Source organism: Ruegeria arenilitoris (assembly GCF_013030985.1).
GTDB classification, from domain to species: Bacteria; Pseudomonadota; Alphaproteobacteria; order Rhodobacterales; family Rhodobacteraceae; genus Ruegeria; species Ruegeria arenilitoris_B.
The window spans coordinates 261402-281956 of record NZ_WPYP01000008.1 but is presented as its reverse complement, the minus strand read 5'-3'; the positions used below and the strand labels follow the sequence as shown (position 1 = coordinate 281956).

General features: G+C 53.8%; 22 protein-coding genes and 2 tRNA genes. 15 read left to right on the top strand and 9 right to left on the bottom strand.

The features are described 5' to 3' along the window. Positions 1–95: 95 nt before the first annotated feature. Complete coding sequence (locus GOX88_RS17165; RefSeq protein WP_170404467.1) at positions 96–2441, bottom strand: hypothetical protein; 2346 nt, start codon at positions 2439–2441, stop codon at positions 96–98. 602 nt (positions 2442–3043) lie between these two features. Between GOX88_RS17165 and GOX88_RS17160 the strand changes: the two genes are divergently transcribed. Continuing rightward, the gene (locus GOX88_RS17160; protein ID WP_170404465.1) at positions 3044–3811 is read left to right on the top strand and encodes a helix-turn-helix transcriptional regulator; all 768 of its coding nucleotides are present in this window, start codon (positions 3044–3046) and stop codon (positions 3809–3811) included. Then, on the top strand, positions 3804–4301 hold the full coding sequence (locus tag GOX88_RS17155) for a hypothetical protein (protein ID WP_170404462.1): 498 nt from the start codon (positions 3804–3806) through the stop codon (positions 4299–4301). The genes GOX88_RS17160 and GOX88_RS17155 overlap by 8 nt, the downstream gene beginning before the upstream one ends. 9 nt (positions 4302–4310) lie before the next feature. Here the strand turns inward: GOX88_RS17155 and GOX88_RS17150 are convergent. Further along, positions 4311–4395: transfer RNA gene (locus GOX88_RS17150), tRNA-Leu, on the bottom strand. 528 nt (positions 4396–4923) lie between these two features. Here GOX88_RS17150 and GOX88_RS17145 point away from each other — a divergent pair. The 12 genes from GOX88_RS17145 (at position 4924) to GOX88_RS17090 (ending at position 14507) form a co-directional block, all read left to right on the top strand. Next, the gene (locus GOX88_RS17145) at positions 4924–6159 is read left to right on the top strand and encodes a tyrosine-type recombinase/integrase (protein ID WP_170404459.1); all 1236 of its coding nucleotides are present in this window, start codon (positions 4924–4926) and stop codon (positions 6157–6159) included. Between the two features lie 169 nt (positions 6160–6328). Continuing rightward, positions 6329–6574, top strand: a complete 246-nt coding sequence (locus GOX88_RS17140) for a helix-turn-helix transcriptional regulator (protein WP_170404456.1) — start codon at positions 6329–6331, stop codon at positions 6572–6574. Positions 6575–6681: 107 nt separating this feature from the next. Continuing rightward, positions 6682–9018, top strand: coding sequence for a bifunctional DNA primase/polymerase (locus tag GOX88_RS17135; protein WP_170404453.1), 2337 nt, complete (start codon positions 6682–6684; stop codon positions 9016–9018). 706 nt (positions 9019–9724) lie between these two features. Further along, a complete protein-coding gene (locus GOX88_RS17130) occupies positions 9725–10129 on the top strand; it encodes a hypothetical protein (RefSeq protein WP_170404451.1) in 405 nt (134 codons plus the stop codon). A 300-nt stretch (positions 10130–10429) separates the two neighbouring features. Then, positions 10430–10699 (top strand): hypothetical protein, encoded by a 270-nt coding sequence (locus tag GOX88_RS17125; protein WP_170404448.1) that lies wholly within the window; start codon positions 10430–10432, stop codon positions 10697–10699. Further along, a complete protein-coding gene (locus GOX88_RS17120) occupies positions 10692–10922 on the top strand; it encodes a hypothetical protein (protein ID WP_170404445.1) in 231 nt (76 codons plus the stop codon). The genes GOX88_RS17125 and GOX88_RS17120 overlap by 8 nt, the downstream gene beginning before the upstream one ends. Positions 10923–10963: 41 nt before the next feature. Then, positions 10964–11338 (top strand): hypothetical protein, encoded by a 375-nt coding sequence (locus GOX88_RS17115; RefSeq protein WP_170404444.1) that lies wholly within the window; start codon positions 10964–10966, stop codon positions 11336–11338. A gap of 100 nt (positions 11339–11438) precedes the next feature. Then, the gene (locus tag GOX88_RS17110; protein ID WP_170404441.1) at positions 11439–12071 is read left to right on the top strand and encodes a hypothetical protein; all 633 of its coding nucleotides are present in this window, start codon (positions 11439–11441) and stop codon (positions 12069–12071) included. Next, positions 12055–12453: a hypothetical protein gene (locus GOX88_RS17105; protein WP_170404438.1), complete on the top strand. Its 399-nt coding sequence runs from the start codon at positions 12055–12057 to the stop codon at positions 12451–12453. Before GOX88_RS17110 ends, GOX88_RS17105 begins: the two co-directional genes overlap by 17 nt. Before the next feature lie 2 nt (positions 12454–12455). After that, positions 12456–13034, top strand: a complete 579-nt coding sequence (locus tag GOX88_RS17100; RefSeq protein ID WP_170404433.1) for a hypothetical protein — start codon at positions 12456–12458, stop codon at positions 13032–13034. After that, positions 13024–13806, top strand: a complete 783-nt coding sequence (locus tag GOX88_RS17095) for a terminase large subunit domain-containing protein (RefSeq protein ID WP_170404430.1) — start codon at positions 13024–13026, stop codon at positions 13804–13806. Before GOX88_RS17100 ends, GOX88_RS17095 begins: the two co-directional genes overlap by 11 nt. Further along, positions 13791–14507: a hypothetical protein gene (locus GOX88_RS17090; RefSeq protein WP_170404427.1), complete on the top strand. Its 717-nt coding sequence runs from the start codon at positions 13791–13793 to the stop codon at positions 14505–14507. The genes GOX88_RS17095 and GOX88_RS17090 overlap by 16 nt, the downstream gene beginning before the upstream one ends. Before the next feature lie 23 nt (positions 14508–14530). On the opposite strand, the gene GOX88_RS17085 is transcribed toward GOX88_RS17090, so the two are convergent. The 6 genes from GOX88_RS17085 to GOX88_RS17060 all read right to left on the bottom strand — a co-directional run bounded on the left by GOX88_RS17085 (position 14531) and on the right by GOX88_RS17060 (position 18871). Continuing rightward, a complete protein-coding gene (locus tag GOX88_RS17085) occupies positions 14531–14947 on the bottom strand; it encodes a hypothetical protein (protein ID WP_254443354.1) in 417 nt (138 codons plus the stop codon). Further along, positions 14944–15330, bottom strand: coding sequence for a hypothetical protein (locus GOX88_RS17080; protein WP_170404424.1), 387 nt, complete (start codon positions 15328–15330; stop codon positions 14944–14946). Before GOX88_RS17080 ends, GOX88_RS17085 begins: the two co-directional genes overlap by 4 nt. 8 nt (positions 15331–15338) lie before the next feature. Then, a complete protein-coding gene (locus GOX88_RS17075; protein ID WP_254443353.1) occupies positions 15339–16709 on the bottom strand; it encodes a hypothetical protein in 1371 nt (456 codons plus the stop codon). A 472-nt stretch (positions 16710–17181) separates the two neighbouring features. Further along, positions 17182–17805, bottom strand: a complete 624-nt coding sequence (locus GOX88_RS17070; protein WP_170404421.1) for a hypothetical protein — start codon at positions 17803–17805, stop codon at positions 17182–17184. Continuing rightward, the gene (locus tag GOX88_RS17065) at positions 17802–18521 is read right to left on the bottom strand and encodes a hypothetical protein (protein ID WP_170404417.1); all 720 of its coding nucleotides are present in this window, start codon (positions 18519–18521) and stop codon (positions 17802–17804) included. The genes GOX88_RS17070 and GOX88_RS17065 overlap by 4 nt, the downstream gene beginning before the upstream one ends. Positions 18522–18795: 274 nt before the next feature. Next, positions 18796–18871 (bottom strand) — tRNA-Thr (locus GOX88_RS17060). A 180-nt stretch (positions 18872–19051) separates the two neighbouring features. Between GOX88_RS17060 and GOX88_RS17055 the strand changes: the two genes are divergently transcribed. Beyond that, on the top strand, positions 19052–19927 hold the full coding sequence (locus tag GOX88_RS17055; RefSeq protein WP_170404414.1) for a hypothetical protein: 876 nt from the start codon (positions 19052–19054) through the stop codon (positions 19925–19927). Positions 19928–20143: 216 nt separating this feature from the next. On the opposite strand, the gene GOX88_RS17050 is transcribed toward GOX88_RS17055, so the two are convergent. Next, positions 20144–20413, bottom strand: coding sequence for a DUF2312 domain-containing protein (locus GOX88_RS17050; protein ID WP_170326790.1), 270 nt, complete (start codon positions 20411–20413; stop codon positions 20144–20146). Positions 20414–20555 lie beyond the last annotated feature (142 nt).

Sequence of the window (20555 nt, the reverse complement as noted above, 5' to 3'; positions counted from 1 at the left end):
TCCGGATTAGGTTCAGTTGGGCCGAGGCCGCCTGGTGCGGCCCCGGCGTTTTCTTGGAAGGGGTAAGAGCCCGCCTGAGCGGGCTCTGTTTCCGCTTATACGTCGGTGTCGTCGCTGGAGTAGCTGGACGACATGTTGCCGCCAACCATCGTGGTATCGACATCGTTGCCAAGAACGTTGGCACCCATGACGATCGACTGGTTGAAGGCCGATGTGTCAACTACCGCAGCAGCCGATGCGTGCGACTCGCCGTTCACGATGCCGTCGCCACCGTTGTTCGAGCCCCAGGTTCCGGCGTTGCCACCATTACCACCAGCGCCCGAGTTCGCACCCCATGCGTCGCCACCGTCAACGGCACCGCCAAAGGTGTTGCCAGATTCGGCGAACCCGTGTGCGTTACCGCTGGTTCCACCGAATGCCTGAGCAGCACCGCCGCCGCCACCGATGCCCGACTCGGATGTGCCGTCAGATTTGGCCCAACCGGTCGATGTCGCATCGTTGTCCGAGCTGCCAGCGCCGCCGTAGCCCGAAATTGCCGCGGCCAGGCTGTCTGCGCTTCCGTCAGTGTCCGCTTTCGCGAATACTTCGGAATCTCCGCCGTTACCGGCGTCGTTGTCGGCATCTACAGATCCGGTGCCATCGGAACGCGCATCCTGGTCGATTGCGCCACCGCCGCCGCCGACGCCGTCAGCCGTCGCCGTGGCGATTCCGTCCGCGTCCGCGGTACCGTCGGTATCGTTGGTTCCACCGTTGCCGGCATCGGAGTCCGCATCCTGATCGTTGCGGGCCGTACCAACAACGTCACCAGCAGTCGGGGTTACAACCGGACCGGTTGCATCCTGATCGCCTACGCCTTGGGCGTCTGCGTCAGCATCGACGTTACCGCCGTTGCCGTTACCACCGTCGCCGGCACCACCAGGACCGTCACCACCGATACCGGTGCCGCCGCGACCTTCGCCAGCGTCACCGCCACCAGCGTTGGCGTTGCCACCTTCGTTGTTGTCACCACCACCGTTGCTGGCATCTGCGTCGCCCTTGTTCAGACCAACCAGACCGTTCAGTTGCTTGTTAGCTGCAACAGCAATGTCACCCTGATTAGCGTCACCGGCGGTACCGCCGCCACCGTTGGCGTCGCCGCCGTCACCCATGGCACCGTTGCCTTCGCCGCCGTCACCAGAGCCACCAGTACCGGTTCCGCCATCGGTATCTGTGATACCTCCGGCACCAGCACCTGCGAGGCCGAGACCGATGTTGCCACCCGAAGCATTGTCATTTCCTTCGGCTTCACTTTCGGCTTCGTTCTTGGCCAGACCAAGGTTACCTGCACCGCTGTCGCCGCCTTCTGCGCCGTCAGCCGATGCGTCGTTGGCTGCAAGGGCTCCGCCTTTGGCAAGTGCTACGCTGTCATTTTCGCCACCGGTCGACTGACCGTTGTTGCCAGCGCCCGACAGGCCAAGACCCAGTCCCAGCGATGCGGCAGTTCCGCCGTCACCACCGTCGCCGTCGGTGTCATTTACGTTCGACGAACCAGCATTTTCGGCCTTCGAAAGGCCGACTGCATCGCCAGAATTGCCACCATCACCAGAACCACTGGCGTTTGCTTCGGACTTACCAAAGTTCAGACCCAGGGTTGTTGCATCACCCGAGTCGCCACCGTTTCCGGCATCTGCGTCAGCGTCGGCGTCACCGGTCTTGCCGCCATCACCGTAGGCCTCGCCGCCTTTGGTGAAGGAAATAGCCTTACCACCTTCGGTTGCACCGCCGTCACCGGAGTTTCCTCCGTCTGCCTGCGATCCGATACCTTCGTCGGCGTAAGCTTTACCACCGGTGGCATTACCTGACTGCGAGAAGCTACCATAGTCATTCGACACCTCGGCATTGCCCAGGGTGTCGTCGTCTGACAGATGACCCAGTTGGTTGTTGATTGACAACATATCGTTGCCCTGACCATCCATTGAGATGTCCAGGTTCATATCGTCGCCAGGATCATAGTCAAAGTTGTTACCAACGGAGATGATGTCTTCGACAGAGCCAACGTTCTTCAGGTCGACGTCGATCTGGTCATCGTCGCGCGGAATCCACTCGCCGCCACCAAAGTCGATGTTGACTTGGTTCGAGTTGTCGTTGTCATTATCGCCGTTTTTCTGGGCCTGACCTTGTTTCTGACCTTGGCCTTGGTCCTGACCCTGACCGTTTTTGTTTTCAACGTCGTTGTCGTTCTTGTTTTCAACGTCGTTCTTGTTATCAACGTCGGTCTTCTGCCCCTGCAGCTGACCCTGTTGCTGACCTTGGTCCTGGTCGTTCTTGTTGTCGTTGTCTTGCTTGTTCACATCAGCATCGATTTCAGCGTGCTTGATATCAACGTCTGCTTTGACCGGAACATATGCCTTTTCGACATTCACTTCACCGATTGCGGTATTATGCGGTTGTTGACGTTTCATATTAAAATTCCACTTTTTAAGCGCCCGACCGTCATTCATCTACAAAACGGCTACTGGCGCAGTTGAAACAAAATTTATGCAATCAAGCGCAACACGCGCATGATGCGGTCTTGTTCAGTGAATTCGTCTTCCACCTCCCTTTCCCGGCTAAGCCGATGTGCTGACCGCGGAATTGAAATTCACGTAAATGCGCGATTCGCGGACACGTCAGGACATTGCTTCCCAAATTGAAGCAGGGTCATGGTTGCAGCAGGGAGGCGGCCTGAATAGCTGCCCTAAAGCATTAGACAGCCTATCAGATTGATTTTAAATATAAATTTCCGAAAACTACTCTGAAAATCCAAGCCTAGGCACGAAAATGAGGCCGAATTTCGGCCAAACGGTTAAAACCATATTTTTGCTCTACTTTTACGAGAGAACCGATGATGAACCTATACTAAAGTTCTAATCCCTATCGGCAGGACAACACGGAATGTTGATGAAAAATAGACTTTAGGGTATAGTTACTAGGCAATAGCAGTTAATTTACCGTTAATTTACGCACCGCGTGTTGTTTACGATTTCGCCGCAGATTAGGCGGCGTGGGTTTATAGGGGGAAGTAATGAGCAATCCATTGCAGGATAGTGCTGCCCAACTAAACGTTTGTTCCGAGGACTTTTCGATCAATTTCATCGGCAAGGAACTCTTCTATTCAAATCAAACTCTACGAAGTGTTCAGTCGGAGTTCGGCGTGTCCGCGCACCGCTATGAGGACATCGCCGATCTGAAACCGATAGGAGATCCGGGCTTGGTGGCCGGCAAGGTGGTGGTGGTCGATCAGATCATGCTGGATGATCTGCTTGCCCGTCCAGACGCCTATAAAGAAGCCGCCGGGACAGGCTGTCTGGCCTTCGCCTACCGCAAGGAGGACGCCGCGCGGTCATTGTTCGAAACCTGGGACCGGGCTCAGTTCGGAGATATCGGCTATCTCCCCATGAACGTCGCGCCGGATGTATGGCGCTCGATCTTGCGACTGCTGATGCATGAAGAGCTTTACCTGCCCAGCTTTCTGGCCGATTGCGTCTCTGCGCCCCGCCCCCAGAGCAAACCCCGCCTGCTGAGCAAAAGCCCCGTAGAGCCAAAACCGAGACCGAAAGAACCTCATCCGATCTATTCTCGGCTGACCCGGCGGGAAAAACAGGTTCTGCAACTGGTCTCGAAAGGCCAGAGCAACAAGATCATCGCAGCAAACCTCGGCATTACCGAGCACACGGTAAAGCTGCACATGCACAATGTTGCGGGCAAGATAGGCGTCAGCAACAGGACTGCGGCTGCGCAGTTCTATTTCGAAGTGACCGCAGACCAAACACACGGTCAGACCATTGAATGAAACACTCGAAACCCGTTTTGACCGCCTGATCCTACTGGTCGGCAAGTTGAACTACATGTGGACCAACACGGAAAGCCTGTTGATCCACCTGATCGCCGGCCTGAGCGGCACCAACAAGGATGTCGCGGTCATCATATTCCTGACCCTCAACACAACGCGCGCCCGGATCGATCTGGTCGAGCGGCTGGCCAAGATGGACGGCCGGCCGGCCGAAATCCGCGATCCGATTCTGGAGCACACCCAGCGGCTGAGCAAACTGTCCTTCATCCGCAACAGGTACAATCACTGCATCTACTCGTTCGATGCCGACAGCGGAAACCCCAAAACCATCCTGATGCGCATCGCGGATCGAAAGACCGACATAAAGCTGGGGCGCGAAGACACCGTTGACGAAAAGGCCATTCAGGAGATCGAAGACATCGTGGCTCAACTCTCTGCTGCGAACCGCGACATCTGGCGGCTGATCACCCAGCTGGGTTTTCCGGTCTGACCGGTTGAGTGGTGCGGATGGCGGGGATCGAACCCGCAAGCCCTAGGGCGAGGGATTTTAAGTCCCTTGCGTTTACCAGTTTCGCCACATCCGCGCGTCACCAAGGCCCCAAGGCCAGCGACGTCTGAGAACTCTTACTGCCAACCAAACTGATTGAAAAGCCGCTAAGTGAGCCTTTGCAAAGGGAACCTGTCAACTGCTCGTTTTGCGACAGGGTGACTGCTTCAACCCGAGCCGATCCGAGGTTCCGCTGCAGGATGACCGCCAGCCTAGCCACCGCACGTTCCGTCCAGAGGTTTCGGCTTTTGGTTCCCCATGTTCGCCCCCAAAACAATGAAGGCGCCCTTATTTGCGCCCCAAATCTCGGGCCGCCAGCCCGATGAAACAAGGAATAATGGCTCTGAAGTGACGATGGTGGTGCCCCCACACGGACTCGAACCGCGGACCTACTGATTACAAATCAGAAAAGTAGATTTATACGGATACTGCACGTTGGTGCAGTAATTTATAAAAAACAATACATTAAATGATATTTCAAACGATAATCAGTCGGTTGACACTGCATATTGGCGCAACTTAATGTCGCGTTTCGTTTGAAAATTGTTTGAAAAAGTGATCCCCCATGTCCCGCAATGAAACCCCAACTCTGAATTTCGACAGTGTTCCGCAGGTTCGCAAAGCCGCCAAAAACAAGCCAGAGACAGGCACAATTTGGTACAAGCACGAAGACCGAAAATACGAATGCCTTTACCTTGGTGTCGGCAAGAGAGCAGCCACCTGGTATTTCAAAGGCCGATTAAATGGAAAGTCTCAGCAGAAATCGCTGAATGCCACGTTCCCTGAGACAACGGCGGCACAGGCAATGTCTAAAATCAAGGCTCTGGCCGCGCATCGGGGGAACGCGGCCGGTGCTGAGATAAGAACGGTGCGTGATGCGTGGAACCATCACTGCGATTCTAGTCAGATGTCTGAAAAACACCGGCTGGATATGACAGGCAAATTGGAACGCTGGGCCGCTGACATTCTCGACAAGTCACCTACCGATGTTTCCACCATCATGGTTCAGCGAACAATAAATAGCATCGACACTGGCCGGGGTGATAACTCGGCAGCAACAAAAAGACATGTACGTGTCGCCCTGTCTTCCGCCTTTAACCGGCTGGAGATCAGAAATCCCGTCCAAGGAGTTACCGTTCCAAAGGCGAATGAACGCCCGCCTCTTTGGTACGATCTGTGCGACATTCACCGCGATCTGGACCCCGATGACTTATCGACGGTTTGGGGTGCGATTTGGGAGAAACGAGAACAGAACATTATACTGGGCACCGCTTGGGTCGTGATGCTGTTTACAGGTATCCGCGTCGAAGATGTGTGCTCGCTTCGCTGGTCAGCTGACGGAACAAATGGTTTCGTAGATTTGCAGCGCCAAGAGCTTGTGTTTCCAAAACTCAAATCGGGCGTCCGCAACCGGGCGTTACCAATCGGAGATGCTGTAAAGCAGGCCTTAACCGCCATCCGTCAATCAAACAGTGAAATGGTGTTTCCCGCCAACACGGTCACTGGTTATGTCGGCGGTGGGCACGGCCTTGAACCGCTCAAAGCTATGGTCAATGGCAAAAAAGTGAATGTCATTCGCCCCCATGACTCTCGAAAGTTTTTCCAAGAAGCCTGCAACGAGGCGCTTTTGCCTGATCACGTCATGCATTACCTACGCGGCGACAAGTCGGCACAAGGCGATGGAAAAATGCTGATGAAATACACGGCTCGCGTCGGAAAGAGTGCGCCCACAATGATCGAAACTGTGCTGTTCGAACGAATTAAGACAGCACCTGTTTTCGAAGTTGCAGTAGACGTTTGAGTGCACCATGAATGTGTTGCGGCCCATTGTGGGGCGCAACAGTGAAATCCATTGGCCCGCCATGACGGGCGATCCGATGGAGCGAAGGCCACAATAACCGTCATGGCGCAACAACGCGTCTTTTCAGGCCACCCTGTTTGGATGGACAGACTGAAAGGACGTAATCACTATGTCTGCCGAAGTATTGCGCGCGCTCGAACAGCGCATCGAAGAGTTGGAATTCCGGCTCAACCTCCCCAAACTCATGACCCCTCGTCAAGTTTGCGAATTCCTCCAAATTTCGGAACGCAAGTTTTACGAATGGAAAAGCGAAGGCGACGCACCGCCAGCAATGTACTGGTCGGAACGTACCATTCGGTATGACCGTGACGCCGTTATGGCATGGGCAAAAACTAAAGAAGTGGGGCAGGCTTGAGGCCCGCCCCATTGGTTTGGCGCTATCACGAAGTCAATGGGATAACTCGCTTATAGACGAGTCTGCGACAGTTCCGAACCAATGATGTGGGTCCAACCTGAAATGGTATGGAAAAATCACTTATCGAAGCTGGCTATCGGTTAGTCCCTCTGCTGGATGGCCAGAAACGCCCAAGAGACAACAATTGGGGTCAAAACAGTTACAGCGCTGACGACCTCGGAAATCAAGTCGGCCTCGTTGTCGAGAAAGGTATGGTTGATGTCGATCTCGACTGGCCTGAGATGCGCCGCATCTTCACCGACGGGAACTACAACACGCTTGTCTGGGGACGAAAAGGCGAAGTCACTCACCTAATCTATCGTAGTGACTTGGACCGGCCTGTGACCTTCAAGTTGCCCAAAGTGACGGGGGCACCTTTGCTCACCGGCGATCACGCGTACACCGTTTGCGAACTGCGCACTTCGTCGGAGGGGGAAGCCTATCAGGCAATGATACCCGGAAGCACACATCCCGACGGGGACAAACTTGAATGGATCAATCGGCAACTTCCAATTGAAATGCCAACCGATAGCCTCGTCGGACAGGCGGGTGCCTACGCTGCGGTTGCTGTGCTGACCCGCTTTTATCCCGGTGAAGGAATGCGCGATGAACTTGCGTTGGCTTTGACCGGGTGCATGGTCCGCGCAGAGTGGTCCGAAGAACAGATTACAAACTTCATGACGTATCTCTGCCGCTTGACTGGGGACGACGAAATCAAAATGCGGGCGTCAAAGGCGCGGCGCACTCTCAAGCGCCTCGAAGCCGGTCGCAAGGTTGCTGGTATTCCAAGAGCAGCCGAGATTTTGGGTATTCCCATTGAGTGGATGCAGGAGATCGCGTTTTGGCTCGGATGGAAAAAAAGCAATCCAAAGGGCACAGGCTCAGCAGTTTTTCTTTCCGCGCAAGTGGCCGAAGTCGCAAAGCAAGCATGGGATGCGCTGTCCGAGTATCGAATTGATGGTGATCCCGGGGTGTATGCCTATGGAGAGGCGCTCGCTCGCGTGGACGATGGTCGAATGCAGTTGCTGGATGGTTCGGGCCTAAAGTTCGAACTGAACCGTTGTACGACTTGGTACACAAGGGATGACCAAAAATGGAAACCCGTATCGGCCCCTGCGAACGTTGTTGAAGACATGCTGGCCGCGCGCCGCCGCGACGTGACCGTGCCAACTCTCAAGCAAGTCTCTATTGTTCCGACATTTACCAGCGACGGACGACTTCTGAACGAGAATGGCTTTGACGAAACGTCGGGGATCTTCCTCGACCTGCAAGTGTCGGTTGATGTGCCAACAGAGCCGACGCGTCAGCAAGTTTGGTCGGCGTTGAGGCAGCTATGGACACCAATTTCGCAGTTTCCATTCGAGGACAAATCGGACAAAGTTCATGCGCTCGCGATGATGCTCGAACCGTACATGCGCGACATGTTCGGGCCGACGCCCCTCTATTTCATCAATAAGCCAGCAGCGGGTACAGGGGCATCCCTGTTCATCGAAACATCACTGTTTCCCACGCTTGGTGCTTGGCCCGACGCCCAAACACCGCCCCGCTCTGACGACGAAATGAAGAAAACCCTCACAGCTTGTTTCGTCGATGGTATTCGGTGCGTCTATTTCGACAATGCCAATGTTCTGAACTCAGCATCGTTTGCGTCCGTCCTGACCGCTGAGGTTTATGCCGCCCGCATCCTAGGCGTATCGAAGATGCTCCGCGTACCTGTGCAAGTACAGTGGGTCGGCTCGGGCAATAACACCGACCTTTCAGGCGAACTATATCGACGCACCGTGGACATTCGCATGGATGCAAAGATGGCAAACCCCGAAGATCGGGACGTTTCAGGGTTCCGCATCAAAGACTTGAAGTCATGGGTGCGTGATCATCAGGCAGACCAGGTACGTGCTGCCCTGACGATCATCCAGTATTGGGTCAATCTTGGAATGCCAATGGGATCGGGGTCAAAAGCATCCTACGAGGCATGGGCGGCGAAGATGTCGGGACTGTTCGATTGTATCGGCGTCAGCGGTTTCCTTGATACGCCCGTGGAACGTCGGCCAGAAGACCCTGAGGAAGAAGTTGCGCGGGAATTGTTCATTGCGATGGACAAGGCGCATCGTGGACGAGTTAACCCCTCGGGGGATCGAAACGAGTATGGCGAGCCTGTGCGCCGCGCTGAGTGGTCGAAACCAGTACGAGCTGGTGATGTGGTCGATCTGGTTCGAGCGCTGAACATTGACTTCGATTTCGGCTTCAAGGACGAGCGAAAAGCAATGGGTGCGTTCTTGACCAGATTTAATGGGCGCATCTTCGAGTTCGAAGCCGATACCGGAAGGAACTTAGCTTTGAAGTTGTCTAAGCACGCGACAAGCCGTGGGACATATTGGTTCGTGGAGCGTAGCTTAGCGGGCTGATGGTGCACATGGTGCGGGCATGGTGCAGGCGGAAACTGCTTGGTTTTCAAGACGGTGACACCGTTTGCACCATCGACACCATCGGATCAGCGTATTTAGACGTAAGTGGTGGCGGATGCGAATTACCTACAAAACTGCTTATGCATGAAAACAATGGTGCAAACGGTGCACATGGTGTCAAACTCTTGATCTGCAATCGGAAATCCCCTGCACCATGGGTGCACCATCGACACCATGTTTGCAGCCGCCGCATTGCTTATGCTTCGTTCGCCCTGCTGATCCGACCTAGAATTCTCCGCCCGACTTGATGCAAGCCGGTCGCAACTGCCCCGAATTCCACAGCCCTACTGAATAGCATTCAGTAGTATCGGCATGTAATCCGTCAGCAAAACAAGACGTTTCTTGCGGTTGCTGCCATAGTTTCAAACGCACTTTCAAACATAGGCGGTTTAGTGAGCAGAAAGGTTGCAGATTCATGGGCACTTACAGGCAAATTCAGTTTGCACTTCACCAGCGTCCAAGTGCGCAGAAAGCCAGTTGCGGGTGGAGTTAACCTGTGCGGGAGAAATTGTATTAGGTTTGCGCAAGCAAACAACCAATGATGTTACGACAAATTTTCCCTTGGTTTTGTTTTTCACCCAGTACAAAGTTGTCAGGAAGCTACTGCTTTTGCTTCAGTTTAAGTTTATTCAAAGAGGGAATACCAATGAAAAGTTATCTCGCGATTGGCACCTTAGACCAAAAAGAGTTCGATGATCGTCGTGTTGATTTGAGCAATTCACCGGACGCGACAAAATCTGATGAAAATGACGTTCGAAAGATGGAAAACCTACTGGACTTGGCGGAGGGTGCGCTTTCGAATAAGACTTTTTACATTAGCAAATCGGATTGCTCTTGCGGGCGCACACTCACCTTTTACGACTTTGTTTTCACTTCACTGGTTGAGCAATGGCACGACCCGTCTTTCATTGCCCACACACTTGTTGGAAACAAACGGATCATTAACGAACCACGCCCGATCCGCTGCTCCGCCTGCGGTCTAAGAAAGGGTCATACCTACATTGAATACTCAAATGAAACTTACGGTTGCTGTCAGGAGTTCATTGAGTAGCCTGACCTGATGGCGCAGCCGACATCTATCGCGACAAGAGAAAAGTCGCTGTTTTTAAGTAGCTACTCCGTTTTTGAGTAGCTACTTCTTGATTTTGGTTTCTACACCGAGGCCTCAGCCACCTCATTTCAAACCACTTTCCACCTAAATCTCCCGCATCTCCACCTTCTTCTTCGGAACATCGCCCCAAAGCGAGGTGATACGCATCATTCGTCGGACCCGTTGACAAACCGCGCGTCTGAGGGTGGTTCGATGTTCCTTTTTCCCCTCGGGCGCGCTTCATCACCGAAGGACAAAGCGATGAAGATCAGTGCGCGTATTGAAGATGGCGACGCCATCCTGAGCCTCACCACCATTTCCAGCCGCTCCATGTTGAAGGTCAACGAGGCGGACCGATTGGCTGACGATCTGGAACGTTTCCTGATCGACCCCGACGCCGAAGCGATCAATCGCCACTACCGGCTTGTGCCTCACGGAACCGGCCTGAGCGTCCAAACCACTCAGGGCGATTTTGATCTCCCCTGGCGGCACATCACCTCTGTTGTGAACGGGCTGCGGGCCAATGTCTGATTGGCATTCACTGCCCCGAACTCAAAGCGCGTTGGCAGATGCACAACTGCCGACGCGTGGGGTGTTCAAGATCGGTAACGATCTGGCCCCGCGCCTTGTCTATGTCGTCTGGTTGGAACAGCCTGCCGACTGGCAACGTCGTTCTGCCGAGAACATCGTGTATGCCGCGATTGTGCGGCATGTGATGCCCGGAACAGTCTATCCGGGGTGTCCATGGGGTTGACGGGCACAGATCGCCCGCAGACGCCCGAAGAGGCGTTCGTTGTGGCAATCATCATGCAGGCCTATCGCGATCTGTTCATGCCGATACAAAAGAACGCTGCCAGCGCCGGTATCACGCAGTTGGAACAAGATCAGGCCATTTCATTTCTGACAGATCATCAGGGCGCGTTTGCGCGTCACCGAAATGATCTCTGCTCTCTCATCGGCTGGGACGGTGACGTACTTGCGGCCCGTGTTCGCCGGATGATGGAAGGTGAGGAATTCCCCATTGTCTCGGACAAAAACGCGTCCTCTTTCCGAAAACACACCCAAGGGGTCGAGCGAGTTCGGACGCGGTGGAAGTACCTGAAATCACCGCCTAAAAGACCTTCTTCTTCGGTTGAGAAGACCCGGGAGCAGGACCGATTGTTGGTCTGAGCAACGCCGACGCATCGCTCCTATCTGTCCAAACCAGATTGAGCGTGGCGTCCCGAATTGCGTCACGCTCAATTTTTGGTTGGACCCATAGGAGAATATCATGTCGGATGAGACCACGGCTGCCCTGCAAGCCCTGATCAAGCAGGTTGAAACGCTCACCACCACCGTGACTGACCAGCAGAAGCGAATGGACGGGCTGTATGAACACAACTCCCGTCTGCTCGATCAAATCAAAGACGGCAAACGGGATAGCACCTCGGCCAAGAAATCCATCGTGGATATTGTTCAGGAGGAGCGACAAGAGCAGAAAATGCGCGACGCAGGCCTTGAACGTGCTGCCGACGGCAACTGGTATCCCAAGGGCATCCGTCCTGCGCACTCCCTTACCCGCGAAGAAGCCCGTGATCCTGTGAAGTATCGCGAAGCAAAAGCCGCTGCTGAGAAGGCCGGGGCCAATCTGCACATCTTTGACCCAAGCGCATCGGGAGACGCGCAAAACCGTGGCCGACCGAATACCGCAACAACGCGCACCTCCGTCGTAAAAGACGAGGATGCCTGCCGCGTCTACATCCGCCGCGATGTGATGGGGTCGTCCGATTTCCGGGCGCAATATCGGAAGCTGCGAGAAGATGGTTTCACGCCTGTGTCGTGGGATCAGCCTGACGACCTTCCCCAGCATATGCAGACCAAACTACGCCTGATGGAGAATGCGGCCAATGCAAGTGACACCTGAGGACCGCGCCTGCATCCAGTTCGCTTTGCTTGTCTCCATTGGTTTGGGGCCAGAGGACGACATTATCGTTGCGCGCGACGGCCAGCATTATTTCTGGGAATCCGAACTGTTCAAGCTCGAGCCGTCAGGAAGCCCGCAAGACGCTGTTGTCGTCACGCTTGCTCAGGTGATGAAACTGCACCTTCATGGCTTCGGGTTTGCTGAGCTGCGCGACGATCTCGTCCGGTCGGGCGTCGGGGAACAGTTTGCAAAGCGCGTTCATGATCATTTGAGGTCTGTCTCCGTGGAGGAATGGGAGCGGCTACGAGAGCGTATCGTTTGGTACGGCGACGATAACGTTGCCCCGATCATTGGCTCAACCAAGGTTACAGGTGAGTCCTGATTATGGCGCAGGGTGGGAACAAGAACTCGGGCCGCAGGGCGATCATCGACATGCGGCCCGACAAGGACGAGATCATCAAGGACATTGTGCTAGGGCGACGATCTATGGCTGAAATCGCCCGTCGCCTTGGCGTCGATTATTCGACCGTCCAGCGGTATCGGGACGACAAGATCACCGAAGAAATGCGCCGGGAAATCATGGCCGAGACGCGCATTCAGGGGATTGAGGCAGATACCGACATCATCAACCAAGACCGCATGGACATCGCCATGACCTATGAGTCCTTGGCGCGGCGGGTGGAAAAGCTGATCACCAAGGCGGAGCAGAACGAAGACGACGGGTTTGCTCTGGCCGCAATGGAGGGATTGCGGAAAGTCCTGCGCGATATTGCTACCATGCAGGGCAAGCTGGCCCAAAACCTGACGGTCAACGTATCTCTGGCCGAGTCCAAGGAATGGGTCACGCTCCGCACCATCCTGCAAGAGGTTTGTGACGAGGTGCCCGCTGCCCGCGAACCGCTGCTGCGCCGGATGCGCCACCACGTTCTGTCGGTCAGTCGGGAGAACGGCGATGCCATTTGATGCCTTCCATGACTGGTGCCTTGGCCTCGAACGTGATCTCGACCCGGCGGCGAAGATGGCGCATTTCCTACAGCAGGAAATCCCGAACGCCTTGCCGGACCCTTGGCAGGTCGAAGCGATCACATCAGCCGCTCAGACCGTTGCCCTGCTGGTTTGTCGTCAGGCAGGTAAATCCTGTGTTCTGGCAACGCGCGGTGTTCGTGAACTTGAGCGCGGCGGCACAACCATATGTCTCGCGCCAGCAGAACGTCAGACACGCGAGATAACGCGCAAAGTGCAACTGTACCTGCGCGCGACCGATCTCGTGGTAGAGCGTGCGACACAGACAGAGATTGAATGTAGCAATGGCGGGCGGTTCATCGCCGTGCCAGCGTCCGGGGCCACGATCCGGGGTTACACCGCCGATCTGCTGCTTGTTGATGAGATGGCGTATCTGCCCGGTGCCAACGGCGGCGAAGATGTTGTTGTCGCCTTGCTACCGATGCTCAAGGACGATGGGCAGACATTCTACGCCAGCACACCAGCCGGGAAGAACAACCTGTTCGCGAGCCTGTTTCTCGAACCCAAAGACAGCGTGCATCGGATCAAGGTGCCCGGAACGTCGATCCCCCGCCTAGCGCCCCGTGTCGAACGTCTTCGTTCCCAGCTATCGGCCACACGGTTCAGGCAGGAGGTCATGTGCGAATTCCTGTCAGACGGCACGTCCTATTTCGACCTGTCCATCATTGAAAACGCGACCAGCATGGAGGGAGCAGTATGCCCGAGGATTTGAACCTGATCTATCGCCCTAACGGCGATGTGGTGAACGAAACGAACCAAGACCCGGCCATTCCCAGAGTTAAAGGCTATGTGCGGTATTGGATCGGGGCCGACCTTGGACAGGCCAATGACTTTAGCACCGTCTGCGTGATCAAGGATCAGCAGCTACCCATCTACGATGGATGCCAAGTCACTCTCGGGCAGCGCGACCGCACAATTGTCTATGCCGACAAGTTTCGCGGGGTGTCCTATGTGGATGTGGTGGATCACCTGATCAAGCTACGCAATGCCCCGCCATTCGGTGGCAAGTCGGACTTGGTTATCGACGGGACCAGCTTGGGCCGGGTCGTATCCGACATGCTGTTTGAGCAGAGCGTCCCACATACGGCCATTCAGATGACGGGCGGCTCGGACTACACGACCAAAGGCCGCTACTGCAACGCCTCCAAAACCCTGATGGTCGAAAACTTAGCCGTGTTGTTCGCATCGGGTGAATTGAAGTTTGCACACGACTTACCACTGCGCGATGAGATTGAGGAAGACCTGGCCTCGTTCACAACCCAGACAACGGCGGCAGGCAATCAGATCATCACCCAATCCCGCAATGCGTCAGGTCATGGCGATCTTGGGATCGGGCTGATCGTGGCGGCGTTCGCCTCGCAGTATTTGACCGGGCGGGCGATAAAGGTCAGCAGTTTAGTCGGAATGTACTAACTACGCATGCCGACGAAGAAACGCTATTCGTCTTCTTCTGCGTACTCTTCATACTCCTCACGTAGGCGAGCCAACAACTCCTTCGTTACCCATTTTTTACTCCCATCAACATATTGAACGTATCTGTCGTAAAAGGATTCAAGCGCCGACTTAAATTGAACCATGATCAACACGGCGTCGCTAACTTGTGGAAGTTCGTCGTCATCTAGTGTTTCAAGGTATTTCGCCTCTGGCTGTCCTTCCAAAACAGTCAATAGGTTTTCGAGTACCCGATTGACTATTTTAACTTTTGCCTTGCTCATTGTGGCGTCGGGCTTTTTTCGCGAAAGCTCTTTGACCTCACGAAGCAATGCCTCAAAAACGTCGTTGCTTGCTATGTACTCATCAACAACCGCCCAAGTTGTGATATAGTGATAATTGTACTCTTCTTCAAAACTCATTTCTTTTTCCCAATTTTTGTCGGAGGACCTGATCTAATGTCGCTTGCGACACCATTAACAACGTATTTCCAAACACCGCGTTCAACCATTACGTTGTCCGAGCGAAACCGCTCCGCTTCTTCCATGTATTGGGCAATCACCATTGTAACATCGCTGGTTGACGGAGCATCGTCTGAGTCGAACTGATCAAACTCTTCAAATGGTTTGTAGCCTTCTCCAAGGACTTCATTACCCATTGCGACTACTTTGTTGACCAGCTTCAACTTAAAAGCATTCATCGCGTCATTTGGGCTCTTCTTTGCCAATGTACCAATCTCGGCATGAAGACCTTGCAATTGGCCAATCAGCTTTTCGAGTCTTTCGACATCTTCCCTAGACTGCATAATTCCTCCTAAGGGCAAGCACGTCGAAATTCGACGTATTTCTTGTTAACAATATCAATTGGGTCACGCTGCTTACTTTCAAACACTTCGACCATTTGCTCCAAATCCGCGTCTGTCAAAGCAATGACCGATTTTCTTTGCCCAGCCCACAGATTAACGGTTCTGGTCATCTCTGCCTTTTTCAAAGGATTGCGGGTAACGAGCACACCGAACTTCCCTAAGTCATCAGTCAGGTAGCGGTTGATCTGGTCGATGTGCGTGCGTTCAACGGCTGCAACATTTTTCATTTCAAACGTGATCTGACGAGACCCATAGTCGTCCATCAATTCTTGCAGCAACGGCGTTGAACGCGTGTTGTAGAAGATCAAGTCGCGGATGGACACGCCGTCATCAGTTCGTGCTTGCTCCTGTGCGAAATCGAGTTTTGGGTACAACAACGACGGGAGCAGACGTCCAACAAGGTTTTCATATTTGATGTCTGCGCCGCCGGTTTTTCCGGTGGGCAACTTTTTGATCTGGGCAAATACTCGTTTCGCGGAGGTGACAGGAATTTGCGAAAAGAGCGGATCGTTTTCACAATCCTCAAAGCTGCGTTCTTTGGCCTGAATATACTGCTCAACAGCGCCGTAGTTGTGCCGATTATAGCTCAGTACTTTGACACGTGTAAGTTCCTCGGGATTATGGGAAACCTCATCCTGCGGGCAGTGCTTCTCAAAGTACTCATCGTAGTTGATCCAAGGCGCGAAGCGCATCCAACGCTTTGGCACAAGGATGATTGGTTCGTTGTTCTCAGGGTTCACGGGCAGCGTAACGCCGCTCTCTCGGACAAACTTGTTCGCACGGTAGTCGTATACATGTTCCACTGTGCACGACTGAGTTGGTATGTTGTGCCGTTCACACTGGTCAATCGTGAAGTCTATTAGGAAAGATTTCAGAAAGTTGCAGCTAATATCCGAAATTCGGTCCTTTGAAATGCCTTCGACAAAGAACTGAATTTCTTCAAAATGGCGAAACCCATGTTGCTGATAGTGGGGGATCGTTTTGAAGAGGGCGACGATCTCTTTGGCCTTTTCCGCGCCGATCCGCTTTCCCTTTCTTGTAAGCGAAGTTCCAAGGCCAACTTCGTCGCATTCGGACGCAATGACCAGTGTTTCGATTGCCTCAGCTTCCCGGCCTTGTGACGCCAGCAGACCCAAATGGTTGAAAGCGTTGATGAGGCTGGTGTGGAGCGATTGATCCTGCTGCGACGGTGAGCGCCAGAGCATAAAAGGGTCAAGGTAGAGTGGAATATCTTCGTCCAGAAATGGAATAGCAAAGTCGAGATCGACCTGAGCGGCATGAATGCCATGGTAGTCAGTAAGTCGTGGACGAATTAACAATTCTTGACCTGCGCCTCAAAGTTTTGCTGACAAATGGCGCGTGTTTCCGCTCGAGTCGCGCTATTCTCAGAATGATGGGGGTTCTTTTGACCATCATACCAGATATTGAGAATACAGCGCAATGGCACTCGCACAGAGGGAGTGCTAAATTCTTTCATCGGCAAGTGAGCCTAGCTAGCTTTCCCCAAGTACTGAATAGCAACGTCACTACATGCCTTAGACATAGCGTTAGCGACGCGACGCAGGTTCTTCTGCGTCACGGTTGCCCGCCATCGGGCATTACTCGCGGGTGCGGGCACTGTACTGTGCTCGAACAGGTGATAAATCCGCGTTTCATCTTCGAACTTCACTGGCTTGAGCAGCGGTTTTAGCTGCGAGAAGAACAAGATAGTATCGCTGGGTTGGTCTGGATGTTCCGAAAAGAGCTTCCAAAGGTCTTGCTCGAGAACTTTCCCATCGTACTCGATCTTATTCACGGTGCCCTCGGTCGTCCAACGACAACACTTGCGAGGCGCGCTGGCTTCACACGGTTTTTGAAGGCGTCGCCATAAACATCAAACGCTTGCCTAACCTTCTCAATGATGGTGTCCCGCGTGGGGCGCGGCGTTGTAGGTGCCTTCACTCTTTTACGCTTGACTGTAACATAGACAAATTCGTCATCCGCGTGAGTATCTTCGACATCCCAGCCGGAACCTAACGCACCGGCTACTGCGGTTTCCGCTTTTTCGATCTCGCTCGCTTTTGCTTCGGCGTCAGCGGAGGAAAACTCACGACGTTCCGCCGCCAACAACTTATGGCACTCGGGATAGAGGACTTCGTTGATTTCACCGCTTGTTTCAAATTCGCGAATTGCGCTCTCAACTTCGACCTTACGTTCCCTCAAACTCCTGACTTTGACCTCAAGGCGACGAAGCGCCTCTTCTGCCTTCAGATGCTCTTGTTCGGCTTTCAGGATTGCCTCGTCTGCTTCATCGAGCGTCGAGCTAAACAAGTCGTCCAATGACAGATTATATTCGCCTGCGACCAGTCGCCTAAGTTGGTCGGTCGCACTGTCACCGTCAGGGTGATAAAGGAAGCCATCACGCAGGTCAGTCATTCGACCCACTCCAAATCAGGAGCATCAGACCCAAGTGTTCTTTCAATCAACAAGCCGCGTCCATTGCCATGCCGAAAGCAAACGGGGCTACAGGTGAAGTCGATTTCCTTGGCTACTTTGATCATCTGGACAAACGCTTTGCGATCAAAGCGCATCGGGCGGACGGAGTTGTTTTCAAAGTCATCGACGTGTTCACTCGTCCAGCCATCAACGTGAGGCAAGGATTTCATGCGTGATACAACGTACCTCGGTGAAACAAAGACATCCTGATGCAACTTAGCAGGTGACAACGACCTACAAAGTTTTGAACGAGTCTGATCGTCCAGCGCCACCCCAGTGTCGAACCCCCAGTAGGTGTCAATTGCAGCGGAACGGTCGTTATTGGTCGGTTTGTAATTCCCAAACCATATGGGTTTCAAAAAACCCTTGCTGGATATGAAAAACCGTTGGCCGTCGTCCCACTCCAGACAAAAGTCTTCTTGGTCGTTGATCAGATATGAGGGGGCTGACCCAAAGGCTGACAAAGCTCGGATCACTTTGGCGTCGAACTTGAGATCGGGAAGAGCTTCGGCCGAAATCTCATAGTCGACAATCAAACTGTTGGTGATGACAAGCAGCTTACCGTTGATCAGATGAACCCATTCCTCGACAGGATTCCCTTTTCGCTGCACAAAAGGGAGCAGAAAGCTGAGGCCCTTGATCAAATCCGCAGGCAAGGGAAACCTATCTCCACCCAGCCAAATCGACTGGACAGGCTGAGAGTACGGTTCCGTGTTTTCCCACCTACTGAGCAAAGAAGCCTCCTGTTCGGCGGAACGCTAAAGCTCTGATGTGGCAAGATTTTGGCGCACCCTGGAAATTCTTCACTGAGTCGCCGACGCGTTTAAACGACGAGGCGATGAAGCTGCGAGCGTTTGAAAAACGTTTGAAAATTCGCGGCAGCCGATCTCGGCGCTTTCGAAAAATGCGTTTATTTTCAATGACTTGAAGTGGTGCCCCCACACGGACTCGAACCGCGGACCTACTGATTACAAATCAGTTGCTCTACCAGCTGAGCTATAGGGGCACTTGGTGTCGATTACTTTCTCCTGTTGTGGACTGCAAGCCCATTTTTTATCTTAACTTAGGGATTGGCGGTTTTCATGGCTGTGCAAAGATTCCTCCGTGCAAAGTGGCGTGGGTTTGACTGTTCTGGCCACAGACTGTAACCCGGCAAGCGGGGCAAAAGCAGGGGCAAGAACCGAAAATGCAGGTTGTTTTCCACGCAGGCGTAGCTTTTACCGACGAAGGTCGAGTGTTGGCCTCGTTGAAAAAAAACGCATCCGCCTTGGCGACGCATGGGGCTGCCTTTTTTGGCCCGCGACGATACAAACGCGTGTTCAAGCCAGCATTTGACAGATTCGAAACCGCACCAGGTGAACTCCTCGCCGAACAGACTATCAATGGCATTCTACCGAGCGGCGGAGGCACCCGGCGGGCAATCTACTCAAGCGGCAGTTTTGCAGGCGAACTGGAAATGGCGCTACAGGATGGCCAGTTGTACCCTTTCGCTGGCCGCAGAATGGCCTTGTTGGAGCAGAACTTTCACGACCATCAGGTTGAGTTGTTCATGGGGCTGAGAAACCCGGGTAGTTTCGTTCCAAAACTGCTGATGTCGCTGCCGGAACAAGCGCGAACCGACGCAATTCGGAATACCGATCTGAGCTGCCTGAGCTGGATCGGAATGATCGAGGACATCCGAGATCTTGCGCCCAGCGTTCAGATTACCTTGTGGGGTAACGAAGACACCCCCTTTATCTGGGGTGATATCATTCGCGCTCTGGCTGGCCTGAGCGAAGACACGCCCCTGGAAGACGAACACGATCTGTTGCTGTCATTGCTGGATGAAACAGGCCGGAGCGAAGTGCTGACGCTCACCGATCAGGATTCAGCCCAAAGCAAGGCGAGCCTGCACGAAAACATGGCTCGAATATTCGACGATCACGCGCAGCCGGAAGAAATCGAAGAAGAACTGCACCTGCCCGGTTGGAGCACCGAGATCGTCGACGCGTTTTCCGAGTTGTATGAGCAGGATCTTGAACGGCTTGGCACCATTCCCGGTGTTCGAGTTCTGAAACCCTGATCTCATTTCGAAATTTAGCTAGTTGAATCCGCAAATGCGCAACCATTCGGTTAGGGGCTTTGCGTACATAATATGGGTCAGAAATGCCCCAATTCTCCGAGCATTTAGCGGTAGCTTCAACTGGGAGAAGCTGACCTGTGGTGCGTGCCCCGGGTGGGCGAATTCCCTGCGGGGCACGCATGTTTTGCGCATTTAAAGGGGCCCGTCAGTCGGGCCTCAGCTCATGCCCAGCGCTTCTTTGTACATTTCCAGCACGGCTTCTTCTTCGGCGATATCGTCTTTGTCGCGTTTACGCAGCGCGATCACCTTGCGCATAACCTTGGTATCGTAACCGCGGGCTTTGGCCTCGGCCATCACCTCTTTTTGCTGTTCCGCCAGGTCCTTCTTTTCCGCATCCAGTCGTTCGAACCGTTCGATAAACTGACGCAGTTCGCCTGCGGTTACACGGTAGTTGGCAGAGGCCTGATCTTCGGTAATGTCGTCCATTTACGTCTCTCCCAGAGGGTAATTTCTGTTGCTTTGGCAGCGGGCAATATGCCGGATACATTGCCGCCGCCCGCGCCGCAAGCGCCCAATCGCTGGCAGGCTTGTGCGCGCGGGGGTTCTCGGTTAAGCGCAGAGGAACGTG